This is a genomic window from Methylobacterium sp. SD274 (assembly GCF_017355285.1).
Classification (GTDB): Bacteria; Pseudomonadota; Alphaproteobacteria; order Rhizobiales; family Beijerinckiaceae; genus Methylobacterium.
On the sequence record NZ_JADIJP010000013.1, the window covers coordinates 59,318 to 84,147 of the forward strand.

The 24,830-nt window shown below is 65.9% G+C and carries 21 protein-coding genes; 10 read left to right on the forward strand and 11 right to left on the reverse strand.

Annotated elements, in window-relative coordinates; translation table 11 throughout:
* The first annotated feature begins 49 nt into the window (after window positions 1-49).
* The gene (locus IPV08_RS13035; protein ID WP_207412182.1) at window positions 50-904 is read left to right on the forward strand and encodes an FkbM family methyltransferase; all 855 of its coding nucleotides are present in this window, start codon (window positions 50-52) and stop codon (window positions 902-904) included.
* Here IPV08_RS13035 and IPV08_RS25070 read toward each other — a convergent pair.
* A complete protein-coding gene (locus IPV08_RS25070; protein ID WP_207412183.1) occupies window positions 882-2,420 on the reverse strand; it encodes a right-handed parallel beta-helix repeat-containing protein in 1,539 nt (512 codons plus the stop codon). The two genes, IPV08_RS13035 and IPV08_RS25070, sit on opposite strands and share 23 nt — an antisense overlap.
* Window positions 2,421-2,752: 332 nt before the next feature.
* Between IPV08_RS25070 and IPV08_RS13045 the strand changes: the two genes are divergently transcribed.
* Together IPV08_RS13045 and IPV08_RS25075 are read left to right on the forward strand one after the other, a co-directional pair.
* On the forward strand, window positions 2,753-4,945 hold the full coding sequence (locus IPV08_RS13045; protein WP_207412184.1) for a polysaccharide biosynthesis tyrosine autokinase: 2,193 nt from the start codon (window positions 2,753-2,755) through the stop codon (window positions 4,943-4,945).
* 172 nt (window positions 4,946-5,117) lie between these two features.
* Window positions 5,118-6,485, forward strand: coding sequence for a polysaccharide biosynthesis C-terminal domain-containing protein (locus tag IPV08_RS25075; RefSeq protein WP_207412185.1), 1,368 nt, complete (start codon window positions 5,118-5,120; stop codon window positions 6,483-6,485).
* 319 nt (window positions 6,486-6,804) lie between these two features.
* Here IPV08_RS25075 and IPV08_RS13055 read toward each other — a convergent pair whose 3' ends face one another.
* Both IPV08_RS13055 and IPV08_RS13060 read right to left on the reverse strand, forming a co-directional pair.
* A complete protein-coding gene (locus IPV08_RS13055) occupies window positions 6,805-7,533 on the reverse strand; it encodes a Crp/Fnr family transcriptional regulator (RefSeq protein WP_056422411.1) in 729 nt (242 codons plus the stop codon).
* A 355-nt stretch (window positions 7,534-7,888) separates the two neighbouring features.
* Window positions 7,889-9,157 carry a polysaccharide biosynthesis/export family protein gene (locus tag IPV08_RS13060; RefSeq protein WP_207412186.1) on the reverse strand — a complete coding sequence of 423 codons (1,269 nt, stop codon included), beginning with the start codon at window positions 9,155-9,157 and terminating at the stop codon, window positions 7,889-7,891.
* Window positions 9,158-9,553: 396 nt separating this feature from the next.
* On the opposite strand from IPV08_RS13060, the gene IPV08_RS13065 reads away from it, so the two are divergent.
* From IPV08_RS13065 to IPV08_RS13075, 3 genes are all read left to right on the forward strand, one after another.
* On the forward strand, window positions 9,554-10,555 hold the full coding sequence (locus IPV08_RS13065) for a UDP-glucuronic acid decarboxylase family protein (RefSeq protein ID WP_056422405.1): 1,002 nt from the start codon (window positions 9,554-9,556) through the stop codon (window positions 10,553-10,555).
* Window positions 10,555-11,484 (forward strand): WecB/TagA/CpsF family glycosyltransferase, encoded by a 930-nt coding sequence (locus IPV08_RS13070; RefSeq protein WP_207412187.1) that lies wholly within the window; start codon window positions 10,555-10,557, stop codon window positions 11,482-11,484. The genes IPV08_RS13065 and IPV08_RS13070 overlap by 1 nt, the downstream gene beginning before the upstream one ends.
* A 104-nt stretch (window positions 11,485-11,588) precedes the next feature.
* Window positions 11,589-13,046 carry an exopolysaccharide biosynthesis polyprenyl glycosylphosphotransferase gene (locus IPV08_RS13075; RefSeq protein ID WP_207412188.1) on the forward strand — a complete coding sequence of 486 codons (1,458 nt, stop codon included), beginning with the start codon at window positions 11,589-11,591 and terminating at the stop codon, window positions 13,044-13,046.
* Window positions 13,047-13,435: 389 nt separating this feature from the next.
* On the opposite strand, the gene queC is transcribed toward IPV08_RS13075, so the two are convergent.
* The 3 genes from queC to queE are packed head-to-tail and all read right to left on the reverse strand — an operon-like array spanning window position 13,436 to window position 15,223.
* Entirely contained in the window at window positions 13,436-14,188 is a 753-nt protein-coding gene (queC, locus tag IPV08_RS13080) for a 7-cyano-7-deazaguanine synthase QueC (protein WP_207412189.1), read from the reverse strand.
* A 2-nt stretch (window positions 14,189-14,190) separates the two neighbouring features.
* Window positions 14,191-14,544 (reverse strand): 6-carboxytetrahydropterin synthase QueD, encoded by a 354-nt coding sequence (gene queD / locus IPV08_RS13085; RefSeq protein ID WP_056422399.1) that lies wholly within the window; start codon window positions 14,542-14,544, stop codon window positions 14,191-14,193.
* Between the two features lie 46 nt (window positions 14,545-14,590).
* The gene (gene queE, locus IPV08_RS13090; RefSeq protein ID WP_207412190.1) at window positions 14,591-15,223 is read right to left on the reverse strand and encodes a 7-carboxy-7-deazaguanine synthase; all 633 of its coding nucleotides are present in this window, start codon (window positions 15,221-15,223) and stop codon (window positions 14,591-14,593) included.
* Window positions 15,224-15,605: 382 nt separating this feature from the next.
* On the opposite strand from queE, the gene IPV08_RS13095 reads away from it, so the two are divergent.
* The 3 genes from IPV08_RS13095 to IPV08_RS13105 all read left to right on the forward strand — a co-directional run bounded on the left by IPV08_RS13095 (window position 15,606) and on the right by IPV08_RS13105 (window position 19,272).
* A complete protein-coding gene (locus IPV08_RS13095) occupies window positions 15,606-17,129 on the forward strand; it encodes a serine hydrolase (protein ID WP_207412191.1) in 1,524 nt (507 codons plus the stop codon).
* Window positions 17,130-17,160: 31 nt separating this feature from the next.
* Entirely contained in the window at window positions 17,161-18,279 is a 1,119-nt protein-coding gene (locus IPV08_RS13100; protein ID WP_207412192.1) for a GTP-binding protein, read from the forward strand.
* A gap of 138 nt (window positions 18,280-18,417) precedes the next feature.
* Entirely contained in the window at window positions 18,418-19,272 is an 855-nt protein-coding gene (locus IPV08_RS13105; protein ID WP_207412193.1) for a hypothetical protein, read from the forward strand.
* A gap of 96 nt (window positions 19,273-19,368) precedes the next feature.
* Here the strand turns inward: IPV08_RS13105 and IPV08_RS13110 are convergent, their stop codons facing one another.
* The 5 genes from IPV08_RS13110 to IPV08_RS13130 form a co-directional block, all read right to left on the reverse strand.
* The gene (locus IPV08_RS13110) at window positions 19,369-19,692 is read right to left on the reverse strand and encodes an HPr family phosphocarrier protein (protein WP_207412194.1); all 324 of its coding nucleotides are present in this window, start codon (window positions 19,690-19,692) and stop codon (window positions 19,369-19,371) included.
* 172 nt (window positions 19,693-19,864) lie between these two features.
* Window positions 19,865-20,266 carry a PTS sugar transporter subunit IIA gene (locus tag IPV08_RS13115; protein ID WP_026597351.1) on the reverse strand — a complete coding sequence of 134 codons (402 nt, stop codon included), beginning with the start codon at window positions 20,264-20,266 and terminating at the stop codon, window positions 19,865-19,867.
* A gap of 123 nt (window positions 20,267-20,389) precedes the next feature.
* On the reverse strand, window positions 20,390-20,914 hold the full coding sequence (locus tag IPV08_RS13120) for an HPr kinase/phosphatase C-terminal domain-containing protein (protein ID WP_207412195.1): 525 nt from the start codon (window positions 20,912-20,914) through the stop codon (window positions 20,390-20,392).
* 12 nt (window positions 20,915-20,926) lie between these two features.
* Window positions 20,927-22,642: a sensor histidine kinase gene (locus tag IPV08_RS13125; RefSeq protein WP_210348443.1), complete on the reverse strand. Its 1,716-nt coding sequence runs from the start codon at window positions 22,640-22,642 to the stop codon at window positions 20,927-20,929.
* 210 nt (window positions 22,643-22,852) lie between these two features.
* A complete protein-coding gene (locus IPV08_RS13130; protein WP_018046124.1) occupies window positions 22,853-23,563 on the reverse strand; it encodes a response regulator transcription factor in 711 nt (236 codons plus the stop codon).
* A 338-nt stretch (window positions 23,564-23,901) separates the two neighbouring features.
* Between IPV08_RS13130 and IPV08_RS13135 the strand changes: the two genes are divergently transcribed.
* Window positions 23,902-24,738: a DUF2470 domain-containing protein gene (locus IPV08_RS13135; RefSeq protein ID WP_207412196.1), complete on the forward strand. Its 837-nt coding sequence runs from the start codon at window positions 23,902-23,904 to the stop codon at window positions 24,736-24,738.
* Window positions 24,739-24,830: the final 92 nt, after the last annotated feature.

Sequence of the window (24,830 nt, forward strand, 5' to 3'; positions counted from 1 at the left end):
TCCCGTTCCGCGATTGACGACACCCCGTTGCCCGGCAGGGAGACCGAAGATGGATTTCGTCGATCGCGCCTACAGGCACTACAGCGACGTCAAGCAACTCGGCCTGCCCGTGCTCCTGCGCGGGCTGCACCGCCGCGCATCCTCCCGCGAGGCCCGTCTGGTCCGGACGGTCCACGGTGCGTTCTACATCCGGCCGCACACGTCGGACATGGAGGTGCTGAGATCCGTCTTCGGCCGCATGATCTACGACCTCGACCGGGTCCGCCAGGGGGCGGCCACCCGGAGCGAGTACGAGCGGATCTGCGCGGCGGGACACACGCCGATCATCATCGACGGAGGCGCCAATGTGGGAATCGCGGCGCGCTATTTCGCGCGGGCCTATCCGAGGGCGGTCGTGCTGGCGGTGGAGCCGGACGAGGACAACCTCGTCGTCTGCCGGCAGAACACCGAGGTCTGCGCCAATATCTGCGTCGTCCCCACCGCCCTCGGCGGCCGGAGCGGCTGCGTGAACCTCGAACACGGCAACGGCAACGCCGACAGGGGGCGGACCGAGCGCTCCGACCACGGCATCCCCATCACCGTCATCGCGGAACTCAAGGACCTGATCCCCAATGGCGAGTTGCTGATCGTCAAGATCGATGTCGAGGGCTTCGAGAAGGACGTGTTCTCCGGCGAGATCGGCTGGGTCTCCGAGCCGCATGCGATCATCGTCGAACCGCACGACTGGATGCTGCCGGGCGACGGAACCAGCTTTCCGCTGCAGGACATCCTCCTGCGCGAGCGGCGGGAGATGATCTTGTCGGGCCACAACCTGATGCTCTTCAAGTCCCGCGCCGCATCCGCGAGGGGCGACACGTCGCACTGGCCGACGAGGGGGCTTCTCAAGGTGGTGCCGTCCGCGTGACGAGGCGGCCGAGCTTCTCCTGCCCGGCATCGCGAAAACCCGCATAGTCGATGGGCGTCCGCCCCCAGATGAAGACCGGCTTCACGTCGGCGGGCGCGGCGTAGGTGTTCCTGTCGAAACTGTTGCCGCCCTCCTCGATGATCCGGGCATTCGGGGCGGCCTCGTTCGTATCCGTGACGCCGCCGGCGCTGCCCCTGCCGGTGAACAGGATCCGGTTGTCGTGGACGCGGTTTCCGGTCGTCCTGTAGAAGCCGCCGCCGTCCTTCTCGCGGCCCTGGTCGACGAGCACGATGGCGCGGCCGTCGGGCCGGACGGTGATGGTGTTGTCGAAGACCTCGACGCCGCTCGAGGCCGCCACCTGGATGTCGGCCCCCCAGAACCAGACCGGATGGCCCGCGCCGTTGAAGCGCAGCGTATTTCCGCGGATCACGGCGTCGTAGGAGATCTCGAAGAAGATCCCGGCGGTGGAATTGTTCTCCACCGTATTCTTCTCGAACAGGACGTCGCGGCAATCGATGTCGCACCAGAGGCCCGGACCCGCATTGTCGTGGACGCGGTTCCCGCGCAGGACCACCTCCTGGCTCTGGGTGATCTTGAGGCCGCCGGCCTCCCATTCGGGGTCGAAGCCGGCCGTGTTGTTCCAAGCGATGCGGTTGTTCTCGATCAGGATCCGCTGGCCTTGCGCGGCCGCGCCGAGCTGGCCGTTCCGCTCGATCGTGCTGCCGGTGATCGCCCCGTCGGAGCCCACATCGACGCCGAGCCCGGCATTCAGGCGGATCTGCGAATCCTCCACGCGCCACCCGGTGCCGTCGCCGCCGCGGATCGCCCCCATCTGGGTCGGCGTGTCGTATTTCTCCACGACGAGCCCCTTGATCCGCACATCGGCGGCCCGGCTGCGGAAGGCGAAGCGCGCCGCGCTGACCTCGACGCGGCGTCCCTCCGGGTTGTCGGCGAGGATCGCGCGGCCGGCCGCCGCCTCCACTACGTAACGTCCGGGACCGAGATCGCCGCGCGACGCGACGCGGGTGAGCGGCTGTCCGTCGAGGAACACGGCCAGCGACAGGAGGCAGAGCGAGCCGCCGCCGCGACACCGGCCGGCGCCCACATGGCGCGGGTACAATCCGGTGAGGGACCAGTACGGGCCCGCCCGTTCGAACTGCCGGACTATGCGCGAACCGTCGAGGACGCTGCCGGGCTCGCCGAGGAACGTCTGACCCCGCAAGGGCGCGATCTCCTGCATCCGGTAGAGGCCGGCGCCGATGCAGATGGTCCCGCCCTCTCCGGCACGGATCGCGGCCCGCTGGATCGATTCGCCGGCGGCGACGCGCACGGCCTTGCCGGGGCAGCCGCCCTCCGCGCCCTCTCCCCGCGCCGGGTCGCCCCCTTGCCAGAGGATCAGCCCGGCGAGGGGCAGCGTATGGCGGAGCGCGCGCCACGTCATGGCTCCCGCCGTCCGGTGAGCGAAGTGCGCGACGGGGATCGCTGCCGGTGAGGGCTGTGCCGAGCGGTCATCCACCAGTTCGATCCTGCAGGGAGCAATTATCACCTTCCGTTACAGTTGCGGCCGGCACGAGATCTCGATGCCGCCGGCCCTGTACCGGTTTCTGCAAAACAGTGAGGGTTACTTTTCGCCGAAAGGAAGGTGAAAAACGGTCTAGAGCGCCGGGGCGAACGAATTAGTCCGTGATCTCACTTCCCAAGCCAAGTCGAAATCCCGCTCAATCACACCGACCAGACGGTGGATCGGCCGGATGGTGGATGAAAGCTCCGCCGTCATGGCCCGGATGCCCGGAAGACGGCCGATCCTCCGACCGGAGCGCCGCACATGCCACGATCAACGAGGACGGAATGAACCGGGTTCTGGACCACTCGAAGAGCGGGGTCAGCGTCGTGCTCCGCCAGACCTACGAAGCCCAGACCCTGGGGTTCCTCACCGCGATCCTTCGGCATCGCCGGGTGATCGTCGGGCTCGCCGCCGCCGCCCTGGTGCTCGCGACCGCCATCTGCTGGTCGTTGCCCGACAAGTACAGCGCCGAATCCCTGATCCAGGTCGATCTCAGCCGCGTCGCTGCCTCACAGGCCACGTCGCCGAACCAGCAGGCGGCGACCAGTCTCGACGCCGGGGCCATCGTCGAGAGCGAGGCGCGGGTCATCCGTTCGCTGGCCACCGTCAGACATGCGGTCGAGGACCTCAAGCTCCAGGACGACCCGGCCTTCGCGCGGGGGCCGGGCTTCGTCTCCCGCATCCTTTCCACGGTACTGCCCGGATCGGCGAAGGAGCCCGCCGATTCCACCGCCTCGGTGGAGGCGGTCACTCGCGAAGTCTCGCGGAACCTGACCGTGACCAACGACACGCGGGCCTACCTGATCAACGTGTCCTACAACTCGACCTCGCCGGAGCGTTCGGCGCGGATCGTCAATGCCGTGGTCGACGCCTATCTGCGCAACCGCCTGGAGATGGGGGTGGCGGCGGCCGAGCGGACGAGGACCTGGCTCGAGGAGCAGATCGGCGAGAGCCGGAGGGAACTCGAGAACGCCGAGGCTGCCGTCGATCGCTACAGGCGGCAGACCGGCTATGTGGAGGGCGGCACGCAGGGCATGAGCCTGCCGCAGCAGGAGGTGCGTGATGCCGTGGCCCACCTCGCCGCCGCTCGCCAGACCCGGATCGCCGCCGAGGCGCGCCTGTCGCGGGCGCAGGAGGTCTTCGCCGCCGGCGGCACTCCATCGGCGCAGGACCTTTCCGGCGCGCCCCTGATCCAGAGGATGCTGGAGAGCGCGGAATCGGCCACGCGGGAATTCGCCAACGTCGCCGCGACCGGACCGCGTCATCCGGCCTACCTGCAGGCCAAGGCCAATATCGAGGCCGCGCAATCGCGGCTTCGCGAGGAGATCAAGCGCGCGATCGGCAATCTCGAGAGCGACGTCAAAGCGGCGACCGCCGATGAGGCGAACCTCGCCGACAGGGTCGACGTGCTGAAAGCGAACCTTGTCGAGGGGATGGGGCAGGACGCCAAGCTGCAGAGCCTGCAGACCAACGCGGTGGCCATCCGCGAGCGCCTCAAGTTGCTCAGCGACGGCCATGCCCAGGCGCTGGCGCTCACGGGGATGAAGTCGTCGACCACGCAGATCGTCATGGCGGCCAAGCCCGTGACGGTCCCGTCGGGGCCGAACCGACTCATGCTGATCTGCCTCAGCGTCCTCGGGGCGAGCGGCGTGGGGATCGGCTACGCCGTGATGATGGACCGGCGCGACACAGGCTTCCGGTCCGATGCCGAGATCGCGCACGAAACCGCCCACCGCTGCCTCGGGATGGTACCGGAACTCACCGGCAGCTCGTCGACCGCCGAGGTCCGGATGTTCGACGAATCGATACGCCTCGTCAGCGCATCGCTCACCGGAGCCCGCGCCCTGGCCGAGCCCCGGGTCGTCATGGTGACGTCCTCGGTACCCGGCGAGGGCAAGTCGCTTCTCTGCATGGCGATGGCGAGTCTCCTGGCTCAGCGCGGCATCCGGACCCTCGTGATCGACAGCACGCCGCGCCGCTACGCGGAGGCCGACCAGCCCAGCCTCGAGGATGTCGTGTTCGGCGACCCGGCGGGATTCCCAATGCGGAACGACCCCGGCAGGGTCGTGGTGCTGCATCGCGCCGAGAACGGCGACTCGCACGACCTCTTCCTGACGCCGGCTTTCGAGAGTTTCATCGAGCGGGCTCGAGAGAACTTCGATCTCGTCCTCATCGAGGCTCCCCCGGTGATGCTGTCCATCGATGTCCTGACGATGGGCGGTCTCGCCGACGTCACGGTCATGGCCGTTCACTGGAACCGGACCCCGCGCGAGACGGTCCAGGCGGCGTTGCGGCGGCTGCAGGACAATTCCGTGCGCCTGCGCGGCCTGGTCCTGACGCATGTCAATCTGACGGAGCACAAGGACTTCCGCGTGGTCGACCAATGCTCCCACTACAACGATTACCGGGGGCATTTCGAGGAAGCAGGGTCGCATCACCCCCGCGGCAACCTGCTGCCGTCCAAGCTGTCCTCATAGGACCGGCCCAACGGGCCCGTTCCCTTTCTGCACGACTTCTTCTCGGCGGCCATCCAGCGGATGTCGATCATGGCTTCGATCATCATCGTGTTCACGCCTGTCGGCGGAGGCGGCGCGCCGCTGTCCCGCGCGGCCGTGGCCTGCCCGACGCCGTCGGCGGTGGAGCCGGCCGGTGCTCGCTAGAGTGCGGGCTGCACGGATCGCCTGGCCCCTGATCGATCAAGGCGTCGCGAGCCTCGGCAACTTCCTGTTCACGATCGCCCTCGCGCGGACATTGCCGCCGCAGGAATACGGTGCCTTCGCGCTGCTCTTCGGGATCCTGATGATCCTCTACACCGTCATGGCGTCGGTGCTGTTCTATCCGATGTCGGTCCTGGCCGATCCCGCGGACAGGGACCGCATCGGCGAACTGATGAGCGTGAGCTTCATCCTTCTCGTCGGCTTGTGCGTTCCGGCCGGTCTCGTCCTGGCCGTCACGGCCTTCCTCATCGGCCGGCCGGATCTCATCGCGGCCCTGCTCGTCTACTTCCTCGTCTGGCAGGTGCAGGAGGCGTTCCGGCGCTACCTGTTCGTGGAACTGCGCTTCGGAGCCGCCGTCCCCGGCGAGATCGTCAGCTATATGGGGCAGATCCTGATCGCCCTCTGGCTCGCGCTCCGGGGTGACCTGACCCTGGAGACCGCCCTCTATGCCATGACCGTCACATCGGCGGCGGCGGCCGTCCTCCAGGGGATACAAGTGGGGTTCTCCCTGCGCCGGCATGCGATGACCCGCATCCGGACCGTCGCCCTGGAATTCTGGCGCCTCGGCGGATGGGCGCTGGCGAACAACCTCTGCGCCGCCCTGCGGGTCCAGTTCCTGTTCTGGTTCCTGGCCGCCCTGTCCGGGGCCGCTCTGCCGGCGCTGCTCCAGGCCGGCTTCAACATCGTCAACCTGCTCAACCCGCTCATGATCGGGCTCGGCAACGTCATCCTTCAGGTCTCCTCACGGGCGCATGCCGGGGGAAAGGCGGAGGCATGGCGCGCCACCCACCCCCTCGCCCTGTCGGGGATGCCCATCGTGATCGTGTTTCTGGCGGCCATCGTGGCATTCCCCCACGAGGTGCTGGGCCTGATCTACGGCGCCCACTCGCCCTATGCGGACATCGCGACCCCGGTCCGGCTCCTCGCCATCGCGGCCCTCGCCGCGTTCGTGACGGACATCGTGTGCGCCTATTTCCACGGCGTCTCGCAAGCCAAACAGGCCCTGATCGTGAACGCGGCCGGGGCCGTGGCGACGATCCCGATCGCCATCCCGCTCATCATCGGGTTCGGCCTGAACGGAGCCTGTATCGCCATCTGCCTCGCCAACGCCGTCCGCCTCGTCGTACTGCACCTCCTCTTCACCAGGATGATCGCTACCGACACCGCCGACGCTTCCTCCGGCCGGGTGCGGGACCAGGCCGTCCCGGCCCGCTCCGCGGACGATCCGGGTGAGGCCATAGGCAACGCCGTGGCGTCACGCGTGGCTGCGCTGCCGGCCTCGAAACTGAGGCAGACCTGATCGGCGCTCACGCCGAATCCGGCACCGGCGGACGAGTGCGTCCGCCGGTGCCGCAGGGCCTCGCCGTACCTGTCCAACCAGCTTTTGCGAGGACTTCCATCCGGCCGACGCGCGAGGTGGGTCACTTCCATCCGAGAGCCTGATCGTCCGGCGCCCTTCGAGACCACTGCGCGGCGCCTCGGCGCTTTTGACATGCAGACCCAACGCGCCGTCAGGGAAATCGACGCTGGTTCCGTTCGATGCTTGGCCTCGGCGCGTTCGGCGGACGCCCGCCGTCGCACGGGCGGCGGGTGATGAGTTCCCTCACCTCCGTCTGGTCTCAGATGAAGGGGCCGATCAGTCGTTCGTACTCGGCCTCGGCGAGACCATAACTGTCTCCGGCCAGTTCGACGAGCTTGAGCCGGTCACGGATCGTGATCTGCCCGCGCCGCATCACGATCATGCGCGTGCGCTCCAGCTCGTGCAGGGCGACGGTGACACGCGGGCGGTGCATGCCGAGCATCAGCGCCAGCATCTCGTGAGTCATGACCACGCGGCCCTCATCGAGCCTGTCGCTAGCCAGGAGGAGGCAGAGCGCCAGGCGTTCCTCCACCGAATGGTGACGGTTGGCCAGCGCCATCTGGCTGGTCCAGAGGATGACGACCTGGACGTAGCGCAAAAGGATATCACGCAGAGCACTGCTCTGGGCCATCGCCTGGCGCAGGGCGCCCGCGCCGATCCGCAGGGCCCGGCCCGCCACGCGGACCTCCACGGTGAGCGGCGTATGCTCGATGCCAAGCACCAGGGCGGTGCTGACCATGCCGTCGCGCCCGACGACGGCGATCTCCACGGTGCCGCGTTCGGCGATGGCCATGGTTACGGACGCTAATCCGCTTTCGATGAAATAGGCGTGCGGGATGGGTTCGTTGGCGATGACGATCCGCTCGCCGACGACCAGAGCCACCTCCTCCAACTGCGGCAGCATCTGGTTGAAAACCTCGATGGGGAGCGCCCGCAGGAGACGGTTCTCGACCAATGGTGCCTGGAGTGGCTGGAGTCGTGAGTTCATCAATGACGCTCCGCCAAGCATCTCGCCTGTACTTTCAAGGAAATCGAAATCCGCGTAGGCGGGAGCTAGTATTCTGCAGGGTAATGAATAAAATTCCAGTACAATAATGCAATATTAAGTACTATAATTTCTGTAGTAGAGCAATTTGTTTCAATGTGTTTGCAGGTGCGCCGCGTGTCTGAGCAGTTCGGGTGTCGAGGTGAAGCTGCGATACCGATACGTCCGAGGAAGTGTCCGGTGCCAGCCTGTGCCGATGTGGGTTCAGTAAGCAGTTGGCGGATCGCCGTCTCGGCATCGACGAGCCAGCGGCATCCGGGGCGAGCCGGTCTTCGCTGGGAAGAGTCTGCGTCTTGGATCAGCGCGGGGGGAGGGCGCCCGGTTCGGGTAGGACAAGGCTCGTCCTGATCGATGCCGTCGGCGGCTCGCGACGCACATCGATGATGTCGCCTGGCTGGAGGAGCGCCCGCTCATCGGCCTCGAAGGTTTCCGTCCGCTCTCCTACGGTTCGCGTGATGAAGACCTTTCGCGCCGGGGCGCCGGGGCTGGCGGCACCGAGCGTGCCGCCGGATTGGAGGCGCGCCTCCCGGATCTCGCGGGCGCTGGGCAGCTGCATCTCTACTTCGGTCAGACGCGTGGTGACGTCCTGCAACTCGGTGAGGATTCGGCGATGATAGGTGTCGGTGAGTTCCTGCACCCTCAGTCCGAGATCACCGATCGCCAGGTCGAGCCGGGCGAGTTCGGAGTTCAGCCGAGCGATCGTACCCTTGTTCCGGGCCTCCTCCCGCTGCAGCTCGATGCCTTGGTATCGTCGTGCCAAGCCATTGCTGATGAGTTTCTCGTAATCTTCGAGATGGGACTGAATCAGCCGGAGTTGGGTTTCTTCCGCCTTACGTTGCGCCTCGACGCCGCCGATCTCGGCCTCGATCCGCGGTTTCTGCGCTCGCAGCATCTCCGCGGATTGCACGAACGCACTCCGCTGCGCCTTCAGGATCCCGCGTTCCTCCGCAAGCAGGCGGGAGAAGCCCTCGTCGTGCCCGCTGCCGCGCGGTGGCGTGAAGTCCTCCCGGTCGTGTCGTTGCGCCTCCAGCCTCTCGCGCCGGAGCATCAGCAGGCGCTGGGTCGCCTCCAGCACACGGACGCGCTCGTCGGAGCTGAGGAACTCCGTGCGTTGGGCGATCTGCGCCTGTTCGGGCAAGGCGAAGCCGCCGGCCAGGGCGATGCCGCTGAGGACCGAGGCGCCGTAGCGGAAGGGATAGCTCCCCGCCACGCGCACGTCGCCGAGGAGGTAGATCGGCCGCATCTCGGTGATGCGCAGGCTCACCACCGGCTGCTGCAGAAAGCCGTCGGCCAGATGGCTGACGATCTGCTTCTGCGCCTCCGGCAAGGTCATGGCGGACACGGAGACTTCACCCACCAGGGGTAGGAACAGAGCGCCGCTGCCATTGACCACGAACTCGCCCGACAGTTCGGCCTGCCCATAGACCGATAACCCGACCCGGTCGCCGGGCGCCAGGCGATAGGTCGAATCCTGGGCCAGCGCCGCCCCGCCGAGGGCGACCCATAGGGCAAGCGCTGCGATGCGATGGGATACGCGCCCGGAGCGCGTCCGCTGATGCTGTTTCATCCTGGATCAACCGACCGCTCGTCTCGTGAGGCCCATCCCGCACGTTCGCCGATATTCTAAACGTCGGGAATTCGAGCTTCGGCATCGCCTTTCGGACAAGCTGGCTTCTACGACGAGGTAATCCTTTCGAAAATGCGTATTTATGCGACAGAAAAACAGTTATTCCGAACCGGTTTCGCGTGATTATTCGATAGTACTATTCCTTATTCGGGGAATGTGATTGTCAAATGCACCGGATGCGCCACTTGTAGTCAACGGTCATTGCCCGCCATGGTTCAACAACGCTCCGAGTTCCCCGGCAAGGGAGCGGTAGGGCGAGATCACCGACGGAACGCTCATTTAACGCCCGGACGAGACCGTTGTCAGTCCAGGGAATGAGCCGGAGGGGCACCGACAATGAAGCGCATCCTCGTAACGGGTGGGGCCGGGTTCATAGGATCTCATCTCTGTGGAAGGCTGATCAAACAGGGAAATGAGGTTCTCTGCGTCGATAATTTCCTGACAGGTGCACGCTCGAACCTGGATAAGCTGCTCACGCATCAATCCTTCGAGCTCCTTCGCCATGACGTGACGTTCCCGCTCTATGTGGAGGTCGACGAGATCTACAATCTCGCCTGTCCGGCTTCTCCGGTTCACTATCAGCGTGACCCCGTTCAGACGACGAAGACCAGCGTGATGGGCGCGATCAACATGCTTGGCTTGTCCAAGCGCCTCCATGCTCGCATCCTCCAGGCTTCGACCAGCGAGGTGTATGGCGATCCGGACGTTCATCCGCAGCCCGAGGGCTATTGCGGCCATGTCAGCATCGTTGGGCCGCGGGCTTGTTACGACGAGGGCAAGCGCTGCGCCGAGACGCTGTTCCACGATTACCGGCGGCAGCACCGGATGTCGGTGCGCGTCGCGAGAATCTTCAACACTTACGGACCGAACATGCATCCGCAGGATGGTCGGGTCATCTCGAACTTCATCGTCCAAGCACTGACGCATCAGCCGATCACGATCTACGGCGACGGATCCCAGACGCGGTCGTTCTGCTACGTGGACGATCTCGTCGAAGGCTTGCTCCGGCTGATGGCGGTGGATGAGGAGCCCGGCGACGCGGTCAATCTCGGCAACCCTTCCGAGATCAACGTCCTCGCTCTGGCCGAACGCATTGTACAGCTGTGCAATTCGCGCTCGACCATCGAATGCCGACCCTTGCCGCAGGACGACCCGAAACGGCGTTGCCCCGACATCTCCCGCGCCCGCGAGAAGCTGAGATGGTCGCCGCGTGTCGATCTCGACACCGGTCTGGTGCGGACCATCGCGTATTTCGAAGCGAGGCTCATCCAGAAAGGTTCGCCGATCCACGCTCTGCGCGAACTGGCCCGTTCTGAACCCCTGACGCAGGCCGTGTGATGACCGAGGATCTCTCGCCGACCGGCGCCGACCTGAATCGCTGGGCGCGATCCGTGCTCCCAGCGACTCACCTGCACCACGCGGTCGAGGCGACAGGGGGAGCATCGCCGGCCTCGTTGGAGCACCGGGAGTTGCCACGCGCCGAGGTTCTCGGCCTTAAGGTCAGCGCGATCACCTTCGCGGATGCCCTCGCTGCCATCGATGCCTTCGTCCGCTCGCGGACGCCGCATTACGTCTGCATCACGGGCGCCCATGGGGTGATCGAGAGCCGGAGCGATCCGCGATTGCTTGCCATCCACAACGCGGCGGATCTCGTCACGCCGGATGGCATGCCGCTCGTCTGGATGTCGCGGTTGCTGGGCCACAAGGCGACCGAGCGGGTCTACGGCCCCGACCTGATGCGTGCCATCACGGGCCTTTCTCCGGCGCGCGGCTATCGACATTTCTACTATGGCGGAGCGCCCGGCGTGGCCGAGGCGCTGAGCGCACGCCTTCAGGACGCGCATCCGGGGTTGTCCGTGGTCGGAACGTGCTGCCCTCCCTTTCGCAGCCTTTCGCGGGAGGAGGACGAGGCAGTGGTGGCGCAGATCAATGCCGCGCAGCCCGACATCGTCTGGGTCGGCCTCAGCACGCCCAAGCAGGAAAACTGGATGGTCTCGCATCTTGGGCGCATCGATGCGCCGGTGATGATCGGCGTCGGCGCCGCCTTCGATTTCCTGGCAGGCACCAAGCGCCAGGCCCCGGTCTGGATGCAGAAGCGGGGCCTCGAATGGCTGTTTCGTCTCGTTACCGAACCGAGGCGGCTCTTCGCCCGCTACATGAAGATCGTACCCCTGTTTCTTCTGCTTGCCGCCGGCCAACTTTTGAGGCGCTGGTTCGCTGCTCGCTTCCGGGGGGGAGCGTCACCGGCGCCTCATCGTCCCGGGTGATGCCTGCTCCTGCGCCGTGCCGGGTTTCTAGCCCAGACGCGACGGTGTCCCGCCTCCTCTCGTTCCAAGGCCGGCATGGCCTCGCGCTTCCGGAATGGCTTCCCATGAGCACTACCGACAGCATCGTTCTCGTGGGCCCTACGGTCGAGCGTACCGCGCCGGTGCGAGCAGAACTCCGGCCGGGACGGCGGCGGGCAATCGTCACCGCCGTTCTGGTCGGAGGCGACCTGTTCTTTTCCGGATTGGCCGGTCTGTTTCCCCAACTGATCACCGGCTGGCTACCTGCCGAGCATTGGCTTGGATCGTCTACCCCGGTGCCGATTCCCCCGGTCGCTCTTGTGTTCGTCCTGGCGGCGTTCGGGCTCTATTCCAGCTACGGGCCGAGCCCGCCGGAGCGGTTCCGGCTACGCGTTCTCGGTATCGGAATCTACGCGATCAGCTGCCTGCTGGTCGCAAGCGCTCTCGGGACATCCGCGCGTGGCGTCGCCGATATCGCGGTGGTGTCGGCGCTCCTCATCGTGATCGGGTTCTATGGTGAATCCGCGCTGAGGAGCGCACTGATCCGCTGGAAGCTTTGGGGGGCTCTCACCGTGATCGTGGGAGCCGACACTGCCGGACGCGATCTGGCCAATACGCTCCTCGCCCAGCCGGAATTGGGGTTCCGTCCGGTGGGCTTCCTCGTCGAGCCTGGACAGGAGTCGATCCGGACGGAGGGACTGCCCGTCCTTGGCGGCATCGACGAGAGCCCGGCGGTGCCCGCGGAGGTCTTGCTGTTCTCGTCCTGCGCGACCCTTGCCCTGTATGATGGGAAAGGCACGGGCCAGCTTCCCGCTCCGCGCACTGTCCTGGTTCAGCAGATCCACGAGTTGCAGAACATGTGGGTCCAGGTTCAGCCTCTCGGCAGCGCCATCGGCCTGGAGATCCGGCGCGAACTTTACCGGTCGCGAAACCTGGCCCTCAAGAGGGTGATCGACTGCACGCTCGGAGGGATCGGCCTGATCCTCGCCCTGCCGGTGATCGCGATCCTCGCCGCGACGATCCGTGTACTCGATCCCGGCAGCCCGTTCTATGTCCAGATCCGCGTGGGACGAGACGGGCGACCCATCAGGGTCTTGAAGCTGCGGACCATGTATTCCGACGCCGAGCGCCGGCTGCATGCCCATCTCGAAGCCTGCCCGGCCGCCCGCGAGGAATGGAGGCGCTTCTTCAAACTCTCCGATGATCCGCGAATCTTGCCGAAGATCGGGAACTTCATCCGGCAAACGAGCCTGGATGAGCTGCCTCAGCTCTGGAATGTCGTGCGCGGCGATATGAGCCTCGTCGGCCCGAGGCCATTTCCCGCCTATCACATGGACGGGTTCGATTCCGATTTTCGAACTCTTCGCACCAGCGTCCCGCCCGGGCTGACTGGCCTATGGCAGATTTCGTCGAGAAGCGACGGAGATCTTGGGGTCCAGCGTAGCCAGGACACCTATTACATCCGCAACTGGTCACCCTGGCTCGACTTATACATCCTGCTCGCAACGGTCTCGGCCGTCCTTGGCGCCAAGGGTGCCCGGTAGCTTCCCACCGCCGTGACACGGTCATGTCCTTCGCTCTCGTCACGACTTTGTCTTGGTGGTGCGCTTGCCGTGAAGTTGATTTCCTTGAAGCAGGCCCTTGCGTGTCTGTGATCTAATTGGTCGAATGATCATCCCATTCGATGCGTTGGCGTTTTTCGGGCCATAGAAATATACATATCAACCCAATGCTGCCGAACACGGACACAAGGGCGGAGATCCAAAATATGATTTCCAGCAAGGCACCCTCCGGTGCTGCAGTGGCACCGGATATCTTTTGCGGATGATGGATTGACTGTCAATTGGCCCGCGAATTCTATGGCGCCACGGTTGAAGTCTAGGAAGGCTGGTGACCATAGTCCTGGTTAGGACTGATTTCGCCAGTTCAAGCTTCAGGCGATTGGGGGGGCGGTGAGGTCACCGGACGGACGGGCAGCGTTCGCCACCGCCTCGGCCACGAATTTCGCATGGCCCTTCGCGCGCAAGTCACAGGCGGGGCAGGTGCCGCAGCCATAACCCCAAGCATGGCGCTGGCCACGCTCGCCGAGGTAGCAGGTATGAGTGTCCTCGACGATGAGGTCGACCAGCGGCGGGCCGCCGAGATCCTCCGCGAGTTTCCAAGTCTCGGCCTTATCGATCCACATCAGGGGGGTGTGGAGTACGAAGCGTCTGTCCATGCCGAGATTGAGGGCCACCTGCAGCGCCTTGATCGTATCGTCGCGGCAATCGGGATAGCCGGAATAATCCGTCTCGCACATGCCCCCGATGATGTGGCCGAGGGATCGCCGGTAGGCGAGAGCGGCGGCGAAGGTGAGGAAGATGATGTTTCGGCCGGGCACGAAGGTGTTGGGCAGCCCCCCCGCCTCGAAGGCGATCTCGGTGGTGCGGGTGAGGGCGGTTTCCGACACCTTTCCCAGCGCATCGAGCGAAATCGTGTGGTCGCGGCCGAGACGTCGGAACCAGCCTGACTTCATGCCGGCCATGCTCTGGCGCAAGGTCGCCCGCCGGTCGAGCTCGACCTTATGGCGCTGGTTGTAGTCGAAACCGAGGGTTTCCACCCGCGGGAACCGCTCCAGTGCCCAGGCTAGGCAGGTCGTGGAATCCTGCCCGCCGGAAAACAGGACCAGGGCGCCTTCGTCGTTCATCGTCAGCCTTCGTATTCTGCCCAGGACATCGGGGTCTCCAACACCTTGACCGAAGATAGGCCGGGCAGAGCCGGCTTCGTCCGATGCCAGATCCAGGCCGCGATGTTCTCTGCGGTGGGATTCTCGAGCCCCTCGATCTCGTTGAGGCAGTAATGGTCGAGCTGGAGCAGGATCGGCGCGAAGGCATGCTCCACATCGAAAAAGTCGATGACCCAGCCAGTCTCGGCATCGACCTCCCCCGAGATCGTCAGCTCGACCCGGTAGGAATGCCCATGCATGCGATGGCAGCGATGGGTCTCCGGCACGTTGGGCAGGCGGTGCGCCGCCTCGAAGGTAAAGGCTTGGGTGATCTTCATCGACTGACTCTGGGGTTCCTCACGCGCTGACGTGACCGGTTCGGGATTACGGAATACCGATGATCTTGTGGGTCTGGAGCGACAGCCGCCAGCGCGCGTCTCGACGGCAATACTCCACCGCAGCCTGCGTATGGGCAACCCGGTCCGGCCCGTCCATGGGCTGGAGCCAATGGTGGCGGAAGCCGAGGGCGGCAAACAGATCGGGCATCGCTGCAGCCTGCGGATAGACGAGTTTCAGTTCGTGCCCCGTAGTCTGGACGAGGGCGTTGCCCGCCTTCGGGCTCACGCAGATCCAGTCGATCCCCTCGGGGGCCGCCAAGGTGCCGTTGGTCTCCACCGCGATCTCGAAGCCGCGCGCATGCACCGCCGCGATAAGTACGGGGTCGAGCTGCAGCAACGGTTCGCCGCCAGTGAACACCACGTAATGACGGGAGGCGCCGCCCTCCCAGGTGGCGGCGATGGCGTCGGCCAAAGCCTCCGGCGTCGAGAAGCGTCCGCCGCCCTCGCCGTCCATGCCGATGAAATCCGTATCGCAGAAGGTGCAGGCGGCCGTGGCGCGGTCCTCTTCGCGGCCGGACCAGAGATTGCAGCCGGAGAACCGGCAGAACACCGCGGCGCGGCCCGCCTGGGCCCCTTCACCCTGAAGGGTATGGAAGAGTTCCTTGACCGCGTAAGCCATCGATTCCTCGGCCGATCTCCTTGTGGAACCCGTATGGAATTCCGTCCCGCGATGGCGCACGGCCATCCACATCGCCTGAACGCGGTGAGACAGCCCATAGACTCACCGCCGCTCTGAGGCCATGGCGCAAGGCCCAACACATCCATGCACTTACGGCAACGTCGTTCTATGCCAACCGTGCGGCGCACCATGATCCTGGCTGCGCCGCCATGCTGTTGCCACGGAAACGGCGTTGGTACCCTTGCCGGATCTCTCCTATGGGGAACGGTCGAGAGGACGATCGACGATTGGCAGCCCTCGCCAAAGCTCGGCCGTTGCGCTAACTTTTTCCGGACGCACCGGCCGTTATGGCGTCGGAGCGTTCCCAGCCGAGACAGGCCCGATGTCGAACCGAGTGTTGAGCCGCGTTGTCCTTGGTCTAGCGGTCGCGGCGGGACTTCTCGGATCAGGTGCGGCCGGCGCGGTGACGTCGCCTATCCTGGTGGTCGAGGTCGATTCGGGCAAGGTCGTCTACGCCCAGGGCGCCACCGACCCGTGGTTCCCCGCCTCCATAACCAAGCTGATGACCGCCTACGTCGCCCTGGACATGGTGCGACAGGGTAAGGTCTCCCTCGATTCCCTCATCACGATTTCGCCCGCCGCGGCCGCGGAGCCGCCTTCGAAGATGGGGTTCCGGCCGGGTACGAAGCTGACCCTCGACAACGCCCTGAAGATCATCATGGTCAAGTCGGCGAACGACGTGGCCTGGGCGATCGGCGAAAATCTCGGCGGCTCGGTCGAAGGCTTCGCCGCCATCATGAACGAGACTTCCGCCCGAATCGGCATGCATGAAAGCCGCTGGACCAATCCGAACGGCCTGCCCGATGCGCGGCAATGGACCTCGGCCCGCGACATGGCAGTGCTCGGACGAGCGCTGATCCGCGATTTTCCCGAGAGCCGCGCGCTATTCTCCATAAGCGCCATCCAGTTCGGCAAGTCGATCATGGCGAACCATAACGGTCTGCTCGGGCGCTATGCCGGGGCCGACGGCATGAAGACCGGATTCATCTGTGCGGGTGGATTCAACGTGGTGGCGAGCGCCACTCGCAACGGCCGCCGTCTCATCACTGTGGTGATGGGCCAGCCGAGTGCGCGCGAGCGCGACCTGAAGGCCGCCGACCTGTTCGACCACGGGTTCAGCCAGTCCGCCGGCTGGACCGCCCAGACGCTCGATGCGCTGCCATCCTCGTCCATCTCCGAGCCGCCGGATATGCGTCCCTATATCTGCGACAAGCGTAGGCCGATGCCGGTCGACGAAGGGCCGGGGGCCATCGCCTCGCAGGCCGGCAACGAGAACGCTTCGATCCTGGCCGCTGCGGCACCCGTGGGCTCGGCCCTGGCCTTCGCGACGCTGAACAATGGCTCGATGAAGGGCCGCGCCCTGCCGCCGCGCGCCCCGCTGCAGCCCATCCTGGTCTGGATCGGCCGCGATCCGGCCGAAGGTGCCATTGCCCTGAACGAGCAGGCCGAGGCGGAGAAAGCCGAAAAGGCCGCCAAGCTCGCCGAACTCCGCAAGGCCAAGGTCGAGGCTGCGAACGCCAAGCGCGAAGCATCCAGGCTCACTAGGCCGGACGCGAAGTCAAAGGCTGCGAGTGGAAAGGCCGCCGTGCCTGCCAGCGCCAGCGCCTACGCTCCGGTGGAAACGACGCCTGTCATCGCAGGGGGCGGAAAGCCGTCGACCAAGGCTGAGGCCGGGAAGAAGCCTGCTGGAAAAACTGTTGCCAAGCCGGGCCAAAAGACGTCGGATAAGCCCGCAGCGAAGGCTGAGGCCAAGCCTAGCGCAAAGCCTGGCGTCAAGCCTGCAAAGAGCGCCACCAGGACGTCCGGTAACAATAAGACGTCCGCTGCCAGTTCGGCCGAGGATTGAGCCGGCGGCGTTGCCGGGGTAGGGCGGGTTCATGCCGAATCCTTCCTCGACCGCTCCGGTAGACACCGATTCCCGTCGTCCCGAGCCGATCCCGCTCACGGTCCTCACCGGCTTCCTCGGGGCCGGGAAGACCACGCTCCTCAATCGCATGCTGCGCGATCCGGCCCTGTCGGACACCGTGGTCATTGTCAATGAGTTCGGCGAGATCGGTCTCGATCACCTGCTGATCGAGACGGTGGACGAGGACATGATCCTACTCGGCGCCGGGTGCTTGTGCTGCACCGTGCGCGGCGACCTCATCGCTACCCTCGAGGATCTGCTGCGCAAACGCGACAACGGACGGATTGCGCCGTTCCGCCGGGTCGTCATCGAGACGACGGGCCTCGCCGACCCGGCTCCGATCCTCCATGCCCTGATCTATCACCCCTATCTCGCCATGCGGTACAGGCTGCAGGCGGTCGTCACGGTTGTGGACGCGATCAACGGCGCAGCCACACTCGACGTTCATCCCGAAGCCCTGCGCCAGGTCGCCGTAGCCGACCAGCTCATTCTCGCGAAGGAGGATCTCCTCTCGGGTGGCAGCGAAGCCTTACGCGCCCGGCTTCATGCCGTGAACCCGATGGCGCCGATCCACGGCCCCGACATCGCTCCGACCGATCTGCTTGGCGGGTTCTTCGGCCTCGATGGCAAGAGCGAGGAGGTCCGGGCCTGGCTCGGCGCTGAAGCCTTCCCGGATCACGATTCCCATCATGGCCACCACCATCATGACGTGAACCGGCACGATGCCGCGATCCGCGCTTTCACACTCACCAGCGACGTGCCGGTAAAGCGGGCGGCTTTCGAGATGTTCCTCGACCTGCTGCGCTCCGGATATGGCCCCAAGCTCCTGCGCTTGAAGGGGCTCGTCGCGCTTGCCGACGAGCCGGATCGTCCCATGGTGGTTCACGGTGTCCAGCACGTGATCCACATGCCGGTCCAACTCGCCGCTTGGCCCGACGACGACCATCGCTCGCGTCTCGTCCTGATCGTGCGCGATCTGGAGCCCGCCTTCGTCACCGGCTTATGGGATGCCTTCCTCGGACGGCCGAGAATTGATGCGCCCGATGCCGCAGCCCTAACCGCCAACCCCTTGGCGATCCCAGGGGCCTGATCCATCAGAAATCTCTGCCAAGACCGTCCCGTTTCAGGAATAATCGGGCGGCATTCGATTTGATTCTATATACCATGCTTCGCCGCGAGGCGAAGAATTCTGTCCCGTTTCGGGACGGATCGGTAGCGGGATCGCCGAATGAAACAGGGGCTGAGCATCATTGAGGGCGGGCTGCTCATAGAGGCGGGTAGCATCGGGGCGGATCACGAACCGGCGGAGTGGCACATCGACCTGCGGCGGCCCAACCTGGTGGAGCCGATCGAAGCCGAGGCGTGGCGTGCATTGCTCACTCGCATCCGCTGGCCGGAACCGATCTACGCGGATCCCGACTACCTGCTTACGGCTGCCGTGCACCAGTCCGGCGGCCGTGACTTGGTCTTTGCCTTTGCCTGGAGCGGGTCGGGAGAGCGCGCTCGCCTGCGCGGCGTCATTCCACTCGCCATGCCGCATGGCCTGTGGGGCAATGGTCGGGTACAGGCCTGGTACCCGCCCGGTCCGGTTCTCGCGCCCACCATCGAGCCCGGCTTCCTCGATGAGGTCGAAGCCGCGTTGCGGGCCGCGATCAAAGCGGTCCATCCCCGCTCGACCCTGATCATGGTACCGTCTCCGGCCGCGCCCGCACCGAAACAGGCGGTCCTTCTCGCACAGCCGGTGCCTGCGGAGGTCGTTCCGGCGAGGGATCGAGTCGGCATCCGCCTTGTCGGACCTTGGGCCCGTGATGGCGTTGAGATCGAGCGCATCACCGAACCCCGCAGCATTCGCGATGCCGTCGAAGCCTATCTCTCTTTCGATGCGCAGGTGTCTGGAAACCCCATCGTCGCGGATCCGTCCGCCTCGTCCATGGTCAGGGTGGTCACGCGGCGCTTCGCCCAGCGTCGCCAGACCAGCGTCGATTTCGCCCGCAAGGACGGCGTCATCGTCGCGGCAGCCCTGCGCCTCGGCGCCGGTCCGGGCTCGATCGTGTGGCGCCAGGCCGAAGCGCGAGCGGCCTGACGCGATCCGCCGGATCGTCCGGCCCAGTTGATGCCGAGGGCGGGACCCGCGACGTCGATCGTCTCGAGAATCGACGTTCGTCTCTTGGAACGGGCCCTATTCGTCCTCGCCGAACTTGTTGGCGAGGAGGTCTGTGATGGCCGCCAGGCACGCCTCGGCATCGCTGCCCGATGCCACCACGGTGATCGAGGTACCCTGTGCCGCGCCGAGGGTGAGCAGCCCCATGATCGAACGCCCGCCGACGGTTTCGCCGGAGCGCGTCACCGTCACTGCAGCCTCGAACTTCTCCACGGTCTGCACGAACTTGGCCGAGGCCCGCGCATGCAGGCCTCGCCGGTTGATGACCGGGAGAACCTTCAGGTGGCCGCCATCGGGAACCGGGACTTCGGCCTCGGCATCATCGTCGTAAGCGTCGCTCATGGGCCTGTGCCGTCCCTGTCGCCGGTGCGCCAACGGTAAGCCCGAGGCGACCGGTCCGATCCTCGTTCAGTGATGGCACGGCCGCGCCGAGGAAAGGCCGCGCGAAATCGCCACGCTTGCCTGATAGGCCGACAAGGGATGTTTGGGAAAGTCCGATCGTCTCGCGGAAGTGTTATTTGCCGGCGAGGACGCGAGACGCGACGTTGATGTACTTACGACCCGCTTCCTGGGCATGCAGCACCGCATCGCCCAGGGGCTCTGCGTCGCGCACGCTGGCAAGCTTGATCAGCATCGGGAGGTTGATACCGGCCACGACCTCGACAGTCCCGCCATTCATGCAGGAAAGGGCCAGATTCGACGGCGTCCCGCCGAACATGTCGGTGAGCACGACGACGCCTTTACCGGAATCGACGCGATCCACGGCGGAGACGATGTCGAGCCTGCGCAGCTCCATATCGTCCTCGGGACCGATCGTGATCGTCTCGATCTGCTTTTGCGGACCGACCACATGTTCAAGGGCAGCCTTGAACTCCGTGGCGAGCAGCCCGTGGGTGACGAGCACCATTCCAATCATAGACACGTGTTCCGACACCCAGTGGGAGCCGCCATTTTGTGCAGCGCAAGGTCGGGCGCAAGACGAGAGTTGCGTTCTCACGCCTCCTAGCCCCCTGATCATGTCATGTGGGTCGTCGCCACGCTACATGGGAGAGCCGAATTCGCATGAGACGGTGCTGAGGTGCGTCCATGGGGCAACGCTCGCCTGCTCCAATAGGGTATCGAGGACGATTCCAGGCGCCAGCCCCCGGTCGCGAATGCTGCGGTCCAGCATGATTCGGCGAATCGCCACGCCGATGAGATCGACGGAATTGACGGGCGCTTCGGGCAACCGAGGCAGCGTCTCGACGAGATCGACGACGAGCCGGATCACCGCCGCATCCGCCAGAGGGAGTGCGCGTGCGAGGCCCAGGCCCCGGACTTCGATGAGGCCATGCAGGGCCGGATGACCGTGCGCGACGATGCGGTCGTGATGCCGATCGAGCCCGATACGGTCGTCGCCTACCAGCGCGGCATAGGAGCCGTTCTGAATAGCCCGGTCGAGAAGGGCGAGGGCCAAGCTCGATTTACCGGCCCCCGATTCCCCCCTGATGAGAAGCCCCGCCTCTCCCATGACGAGGCAGGTGGCGTGGATCGTGACAGCCCGCGAGGAAGTTGGCCGTTCCACGGGCGGGCTCGTCTAGCGGGAAGCGGCGGGGAGGCGCACGACGAACCGCGCGCCGCGCACCGTTGCCTCGCCCTCCTCGTCAGCCGGGCCGGGGCGGTTTTCCGCTCTGATGGTGCCCCGATGGGCCTGGACGATCTGGCGCGAGATCGACAGGCCGAGACCGGAATTCTGACCGAACCCCTGCTCCGGCCGGTCGGTGTAGAAGCGCTCGAAGATCCGCTCCAGGGCATGTTCGGGGATGCCGGGCCCCTCGTCCTCGACGATCAGTTCCACATCGCCGCGGACCCGGCGCAGGGCCACCCGCACCTTAGCGTCCGGGGGCGAGAACGAGCGGGCGTTGTCCAGGAGGTTGTTGACGACCTGACCGAGCCGGCTGTCATGCCCGAAGATCATGAAGGGCGCCTCCACATCGCCGGGGGGCGTGTCCACATCGAACTGGATGAGGGCGTCCTTCGGGCGTCGCCGCTCATTGGCGACGGAGACCACCGTGGTCATCAGCTTGTGCAGATCCACCTTGCGCGCTTCGGCGCGGGCGAGTTCCGCGTCTAGACGCGAGGCGTCCGAGATGTCGCTGATGAGGCGGTCGAGGCGCTTCACGTCGTGCTGGATGATGGCGAGCAGGCGCGAGCGGGAATCGTCGGTCTTGGCGAGGGGCAGCGTCTCGACAGCACTGCGCAGGGAGGTGAGGGGGTTCTTCAGTTCGTGACTGACATCGGCGGCAAAGCTCTCGATGGCGTCGATGCGCCGATAGAGGGCCTGGGTCATGTCCCGCAGGGCGCCTGACAGGTGGCCGATCTCGTCGGTCCTGCCGGTAAAATCGGGGATTTCTTCCCGCGACTTGATGCCGAGGCGGACCTTCTCGGCGGCATCCGCGAGGCGACGGACCGGCCCGGCGATGGCTCCGGCCAGCAGGATCGACAGGACCAGCATGACGGAGGCGGCGATGAGGAAGACCTGGAGCAGGCCGAACCGCTCCGAGGCGATGACCCGATCGATGTCGCCGCCTTGCGTCGAGAGCATCAAGGCGCCCCGGACCGTGCCTGACCGCAGGATCGGAACCGCTACGGAGACGTTCGTCTCGCCGGCTTCGTTGCGGCGGACGAGGGTGCCGCGGGCGCCGCCGAGGGCGACCTGGACTTCCTTCAGGCTGTGGCCGCTCGCCGGTCCGACTTCCTCCAGAACCGGCGTCCGAGCGGTGCCGAACAGCTTCGCCTGGATGAATTCCCAGGCCTGTTCCAGCAGGTTGCGCTTGCTCCTAACGACGATGCCGTCGCTGCGGCCCATCTCGCCGCGGGCCGAGAGCGTGCGGGTGTCGAACAGCAGGCCGCCATCCTGGTCGTAGACCCGCGCGCGATTGCCCGTCGGTGTAATGAGGCGGCGCAGGAGCGGCGCCACCCGCTCGGGGTTGAGGGAGAAGGTGAGCGGGGAGGGGTTGTCGTCGCCTGCACCACCTTCCCCGGCCTGCAATTGGAGCAGCTTGTCGGGGTCGATGCGGATCGCGTCGGTATCCACCGAGGCCGAGGAGGAGATCGCACCGGCGATGATCTCGCCCTGGATCAACAGGCTCTGCACCCGTGCCTGGATCAGCCCCTGCCGGAACTGGTTCAGGTAGAGGAAGCCGAACAGCAGGGCGATCAGCCCGACGAGGTTGAGAACGACGATCCGGCGGGTCAGGCTCGACGAGGCGCGCTGGCCGATGCCGCGCCAGATCGTGCGCGGCAGGGCCAGGAGGCCGCGTTGCGGGGCGTCGGCTTGGTCTTGGGAATCCACGATCGTCCGAGGTTGGAGAGTTGGCCCGGAATGGGCGCCATCGTTGCAGCAAAAGCACCGCCACGGAACGCCCGAAACTACCGCCACGCGACGGCGAAACTCGTCCGTTCGAGCGGGCGGCGCGTGGCGGTGCCGGGCGGGCGGGAGTTCGGCGTCCGTGCGCCGCGCTCAGCCTTCCTTGAAGCGGTAGCCGACCCCGTACAGGGTTTCGATCATGTCGAAATTGGTGTCGACCACTTTGAACTTCTTGCGCAGGCGCTTGATGTGGCTGTCGATGGTGCGGTCGTCGACGTAGACTTGGTCGTCATAGGCCGCATCCATCAGGGCGTTGCGGCTCTTCACGACGCCGGGCCGGTGGGCCAGGGCCTGCAGGATGAGGAACTCGGTCACCGTGAGGGTGACGGCCTCGCCCTTCCAGGTGCAGGTGTGCCGCTCCGGGTCCATCATCAGCAGGCCGCGCTCCAGGGAGCGGGCGGCGGCATCGGCCTCGCGCGCGGCGGCGCCCGGCCCGTCCTTGGGGGCGAAGCGGCGCAGCACGGCCTTCACCCGCTCCACCAGGAGGCGCTGCGAGAACGGCTTATGGATGAAGTCGTCGGCGCCCATCTTGAGGCCGAACAATTCGTCGATCTCCTCGTCCTTCGAGGTCAGGAAGATCACCGGCAGGTCGGATTTCTGGCGCAGGCGGCGCAGCAGCTCCATCCCGTCCATGCGCGGCATCTTGATGTCGAAGATCGCGAGGTCGGGCGGGGAGTGTTTCAGCCCGTCGAGGGCCGAGGCGCCGTCGGTATAGGTCTGGATCCGGTAGCCTTCGGTCTCGAGGGCGATCGAGACGGAGGTGAGGATGTTTCTATCGTCGTCCACGAGGGCGATGGTGGGCATTTCGCGTTCCCTGTTGCTCGGATGCGGCCTTCGCGGACGTCAGTTCGCTCATGTCGTCTCCGCATCCCGCCCTCCGAAGACGAGGGCCGGCAAGACGCGCTGGCGAACCATTCGAGAAGCAGGGTCGCATTCGCGCGGAGAGTCAGGCTGTGTAAAGACTTCGGTTGAAAAAAGCGAGCTTGCTCGGTGGATAGATCGGTTTGACGCTTGACTGAGGCCGTCGTGCCGCAGTCCGGCGGCCTCGCGTAAGCGGTCCGAGTACCCCTATCATCGCGATTCTGAATGAAGGCCGGCGGTCGAAAAGTCCGGTCCGAGACCTCTTGAGGGCAGGGTGCACCATGGCTGACGGAAACCGGATCGAAGAGGGTCGGGGCGAGGCGGGAGAGGCACCGCCGCAGCGGCGGGGGCCCGCCGCACCGCTCCCGGCCTCCGAGGCCCCGTTCGATGCGATCGGCCTCGCCCGGCATCTCTTGCGCAGCATCCGCTCCGGGGCGCTGGCGAGCCTCGACGCCCAGGACGGGACGCCCTTCGCCTCGCTGGTGACGATCGCCACGGATGTGGACGGCACGCCCCTGATGCTGCTCTCGCGCCTCTCGGCCCATACGCGCAACCTCCTGGCCGATCCCCGCGCGTCGCTGCTGTTCAGCGCCGGCGGCAAGGGCGATCCCCTGGCCCATCCCCGGCTCACCGTCACCGGCCGCGTCAGCCGGACCACGGAGCCGCGCATCCGCGAGCGCTTCGTCGCCCGCCACCCGAAGGCGAAGCTCTATGCGGACTTCCCCGATTTCGGCTTCTTCGCCCTCGAACCCAGCGCCGGGCATCTCAACGGGGGCTTTGCCAAGGCGGCCACGCTGACGCCCACCGAACTCCGCCTCGACCTATCGGGAGCCGAGGCCCTGATCGCCGGCGAGCGCGGGGCGGTGGAGCACATGAATGCCGACCATGCCGACGCCCTCGCCCTCTACGCGAAGGGCGAGGGCGGCGGCGACGGACCCTGGCGCCTGACCGGCCTCGACCCCGAGGGGATGGACCTCCTGGCCGGCGACCGGACCGCGCGCATCCGCTACCCCGCGCCGGTCACCGACATGGGCAGCCTGCGCAAGGTCCTGGTGGAGATGGCCGCGAAGGCCCGCGGCGCGGAGGAGGATCGCGGCCCGGTTCCGAGCGGCGGTTGAACCGGGCCTTCCGCCACGCAAGCGACGGGCCTGCCGCTACGCAATCGAAACGACTCCGCATTTAGGTGAGGCGAGGCAGGCCTCCCGTCGGG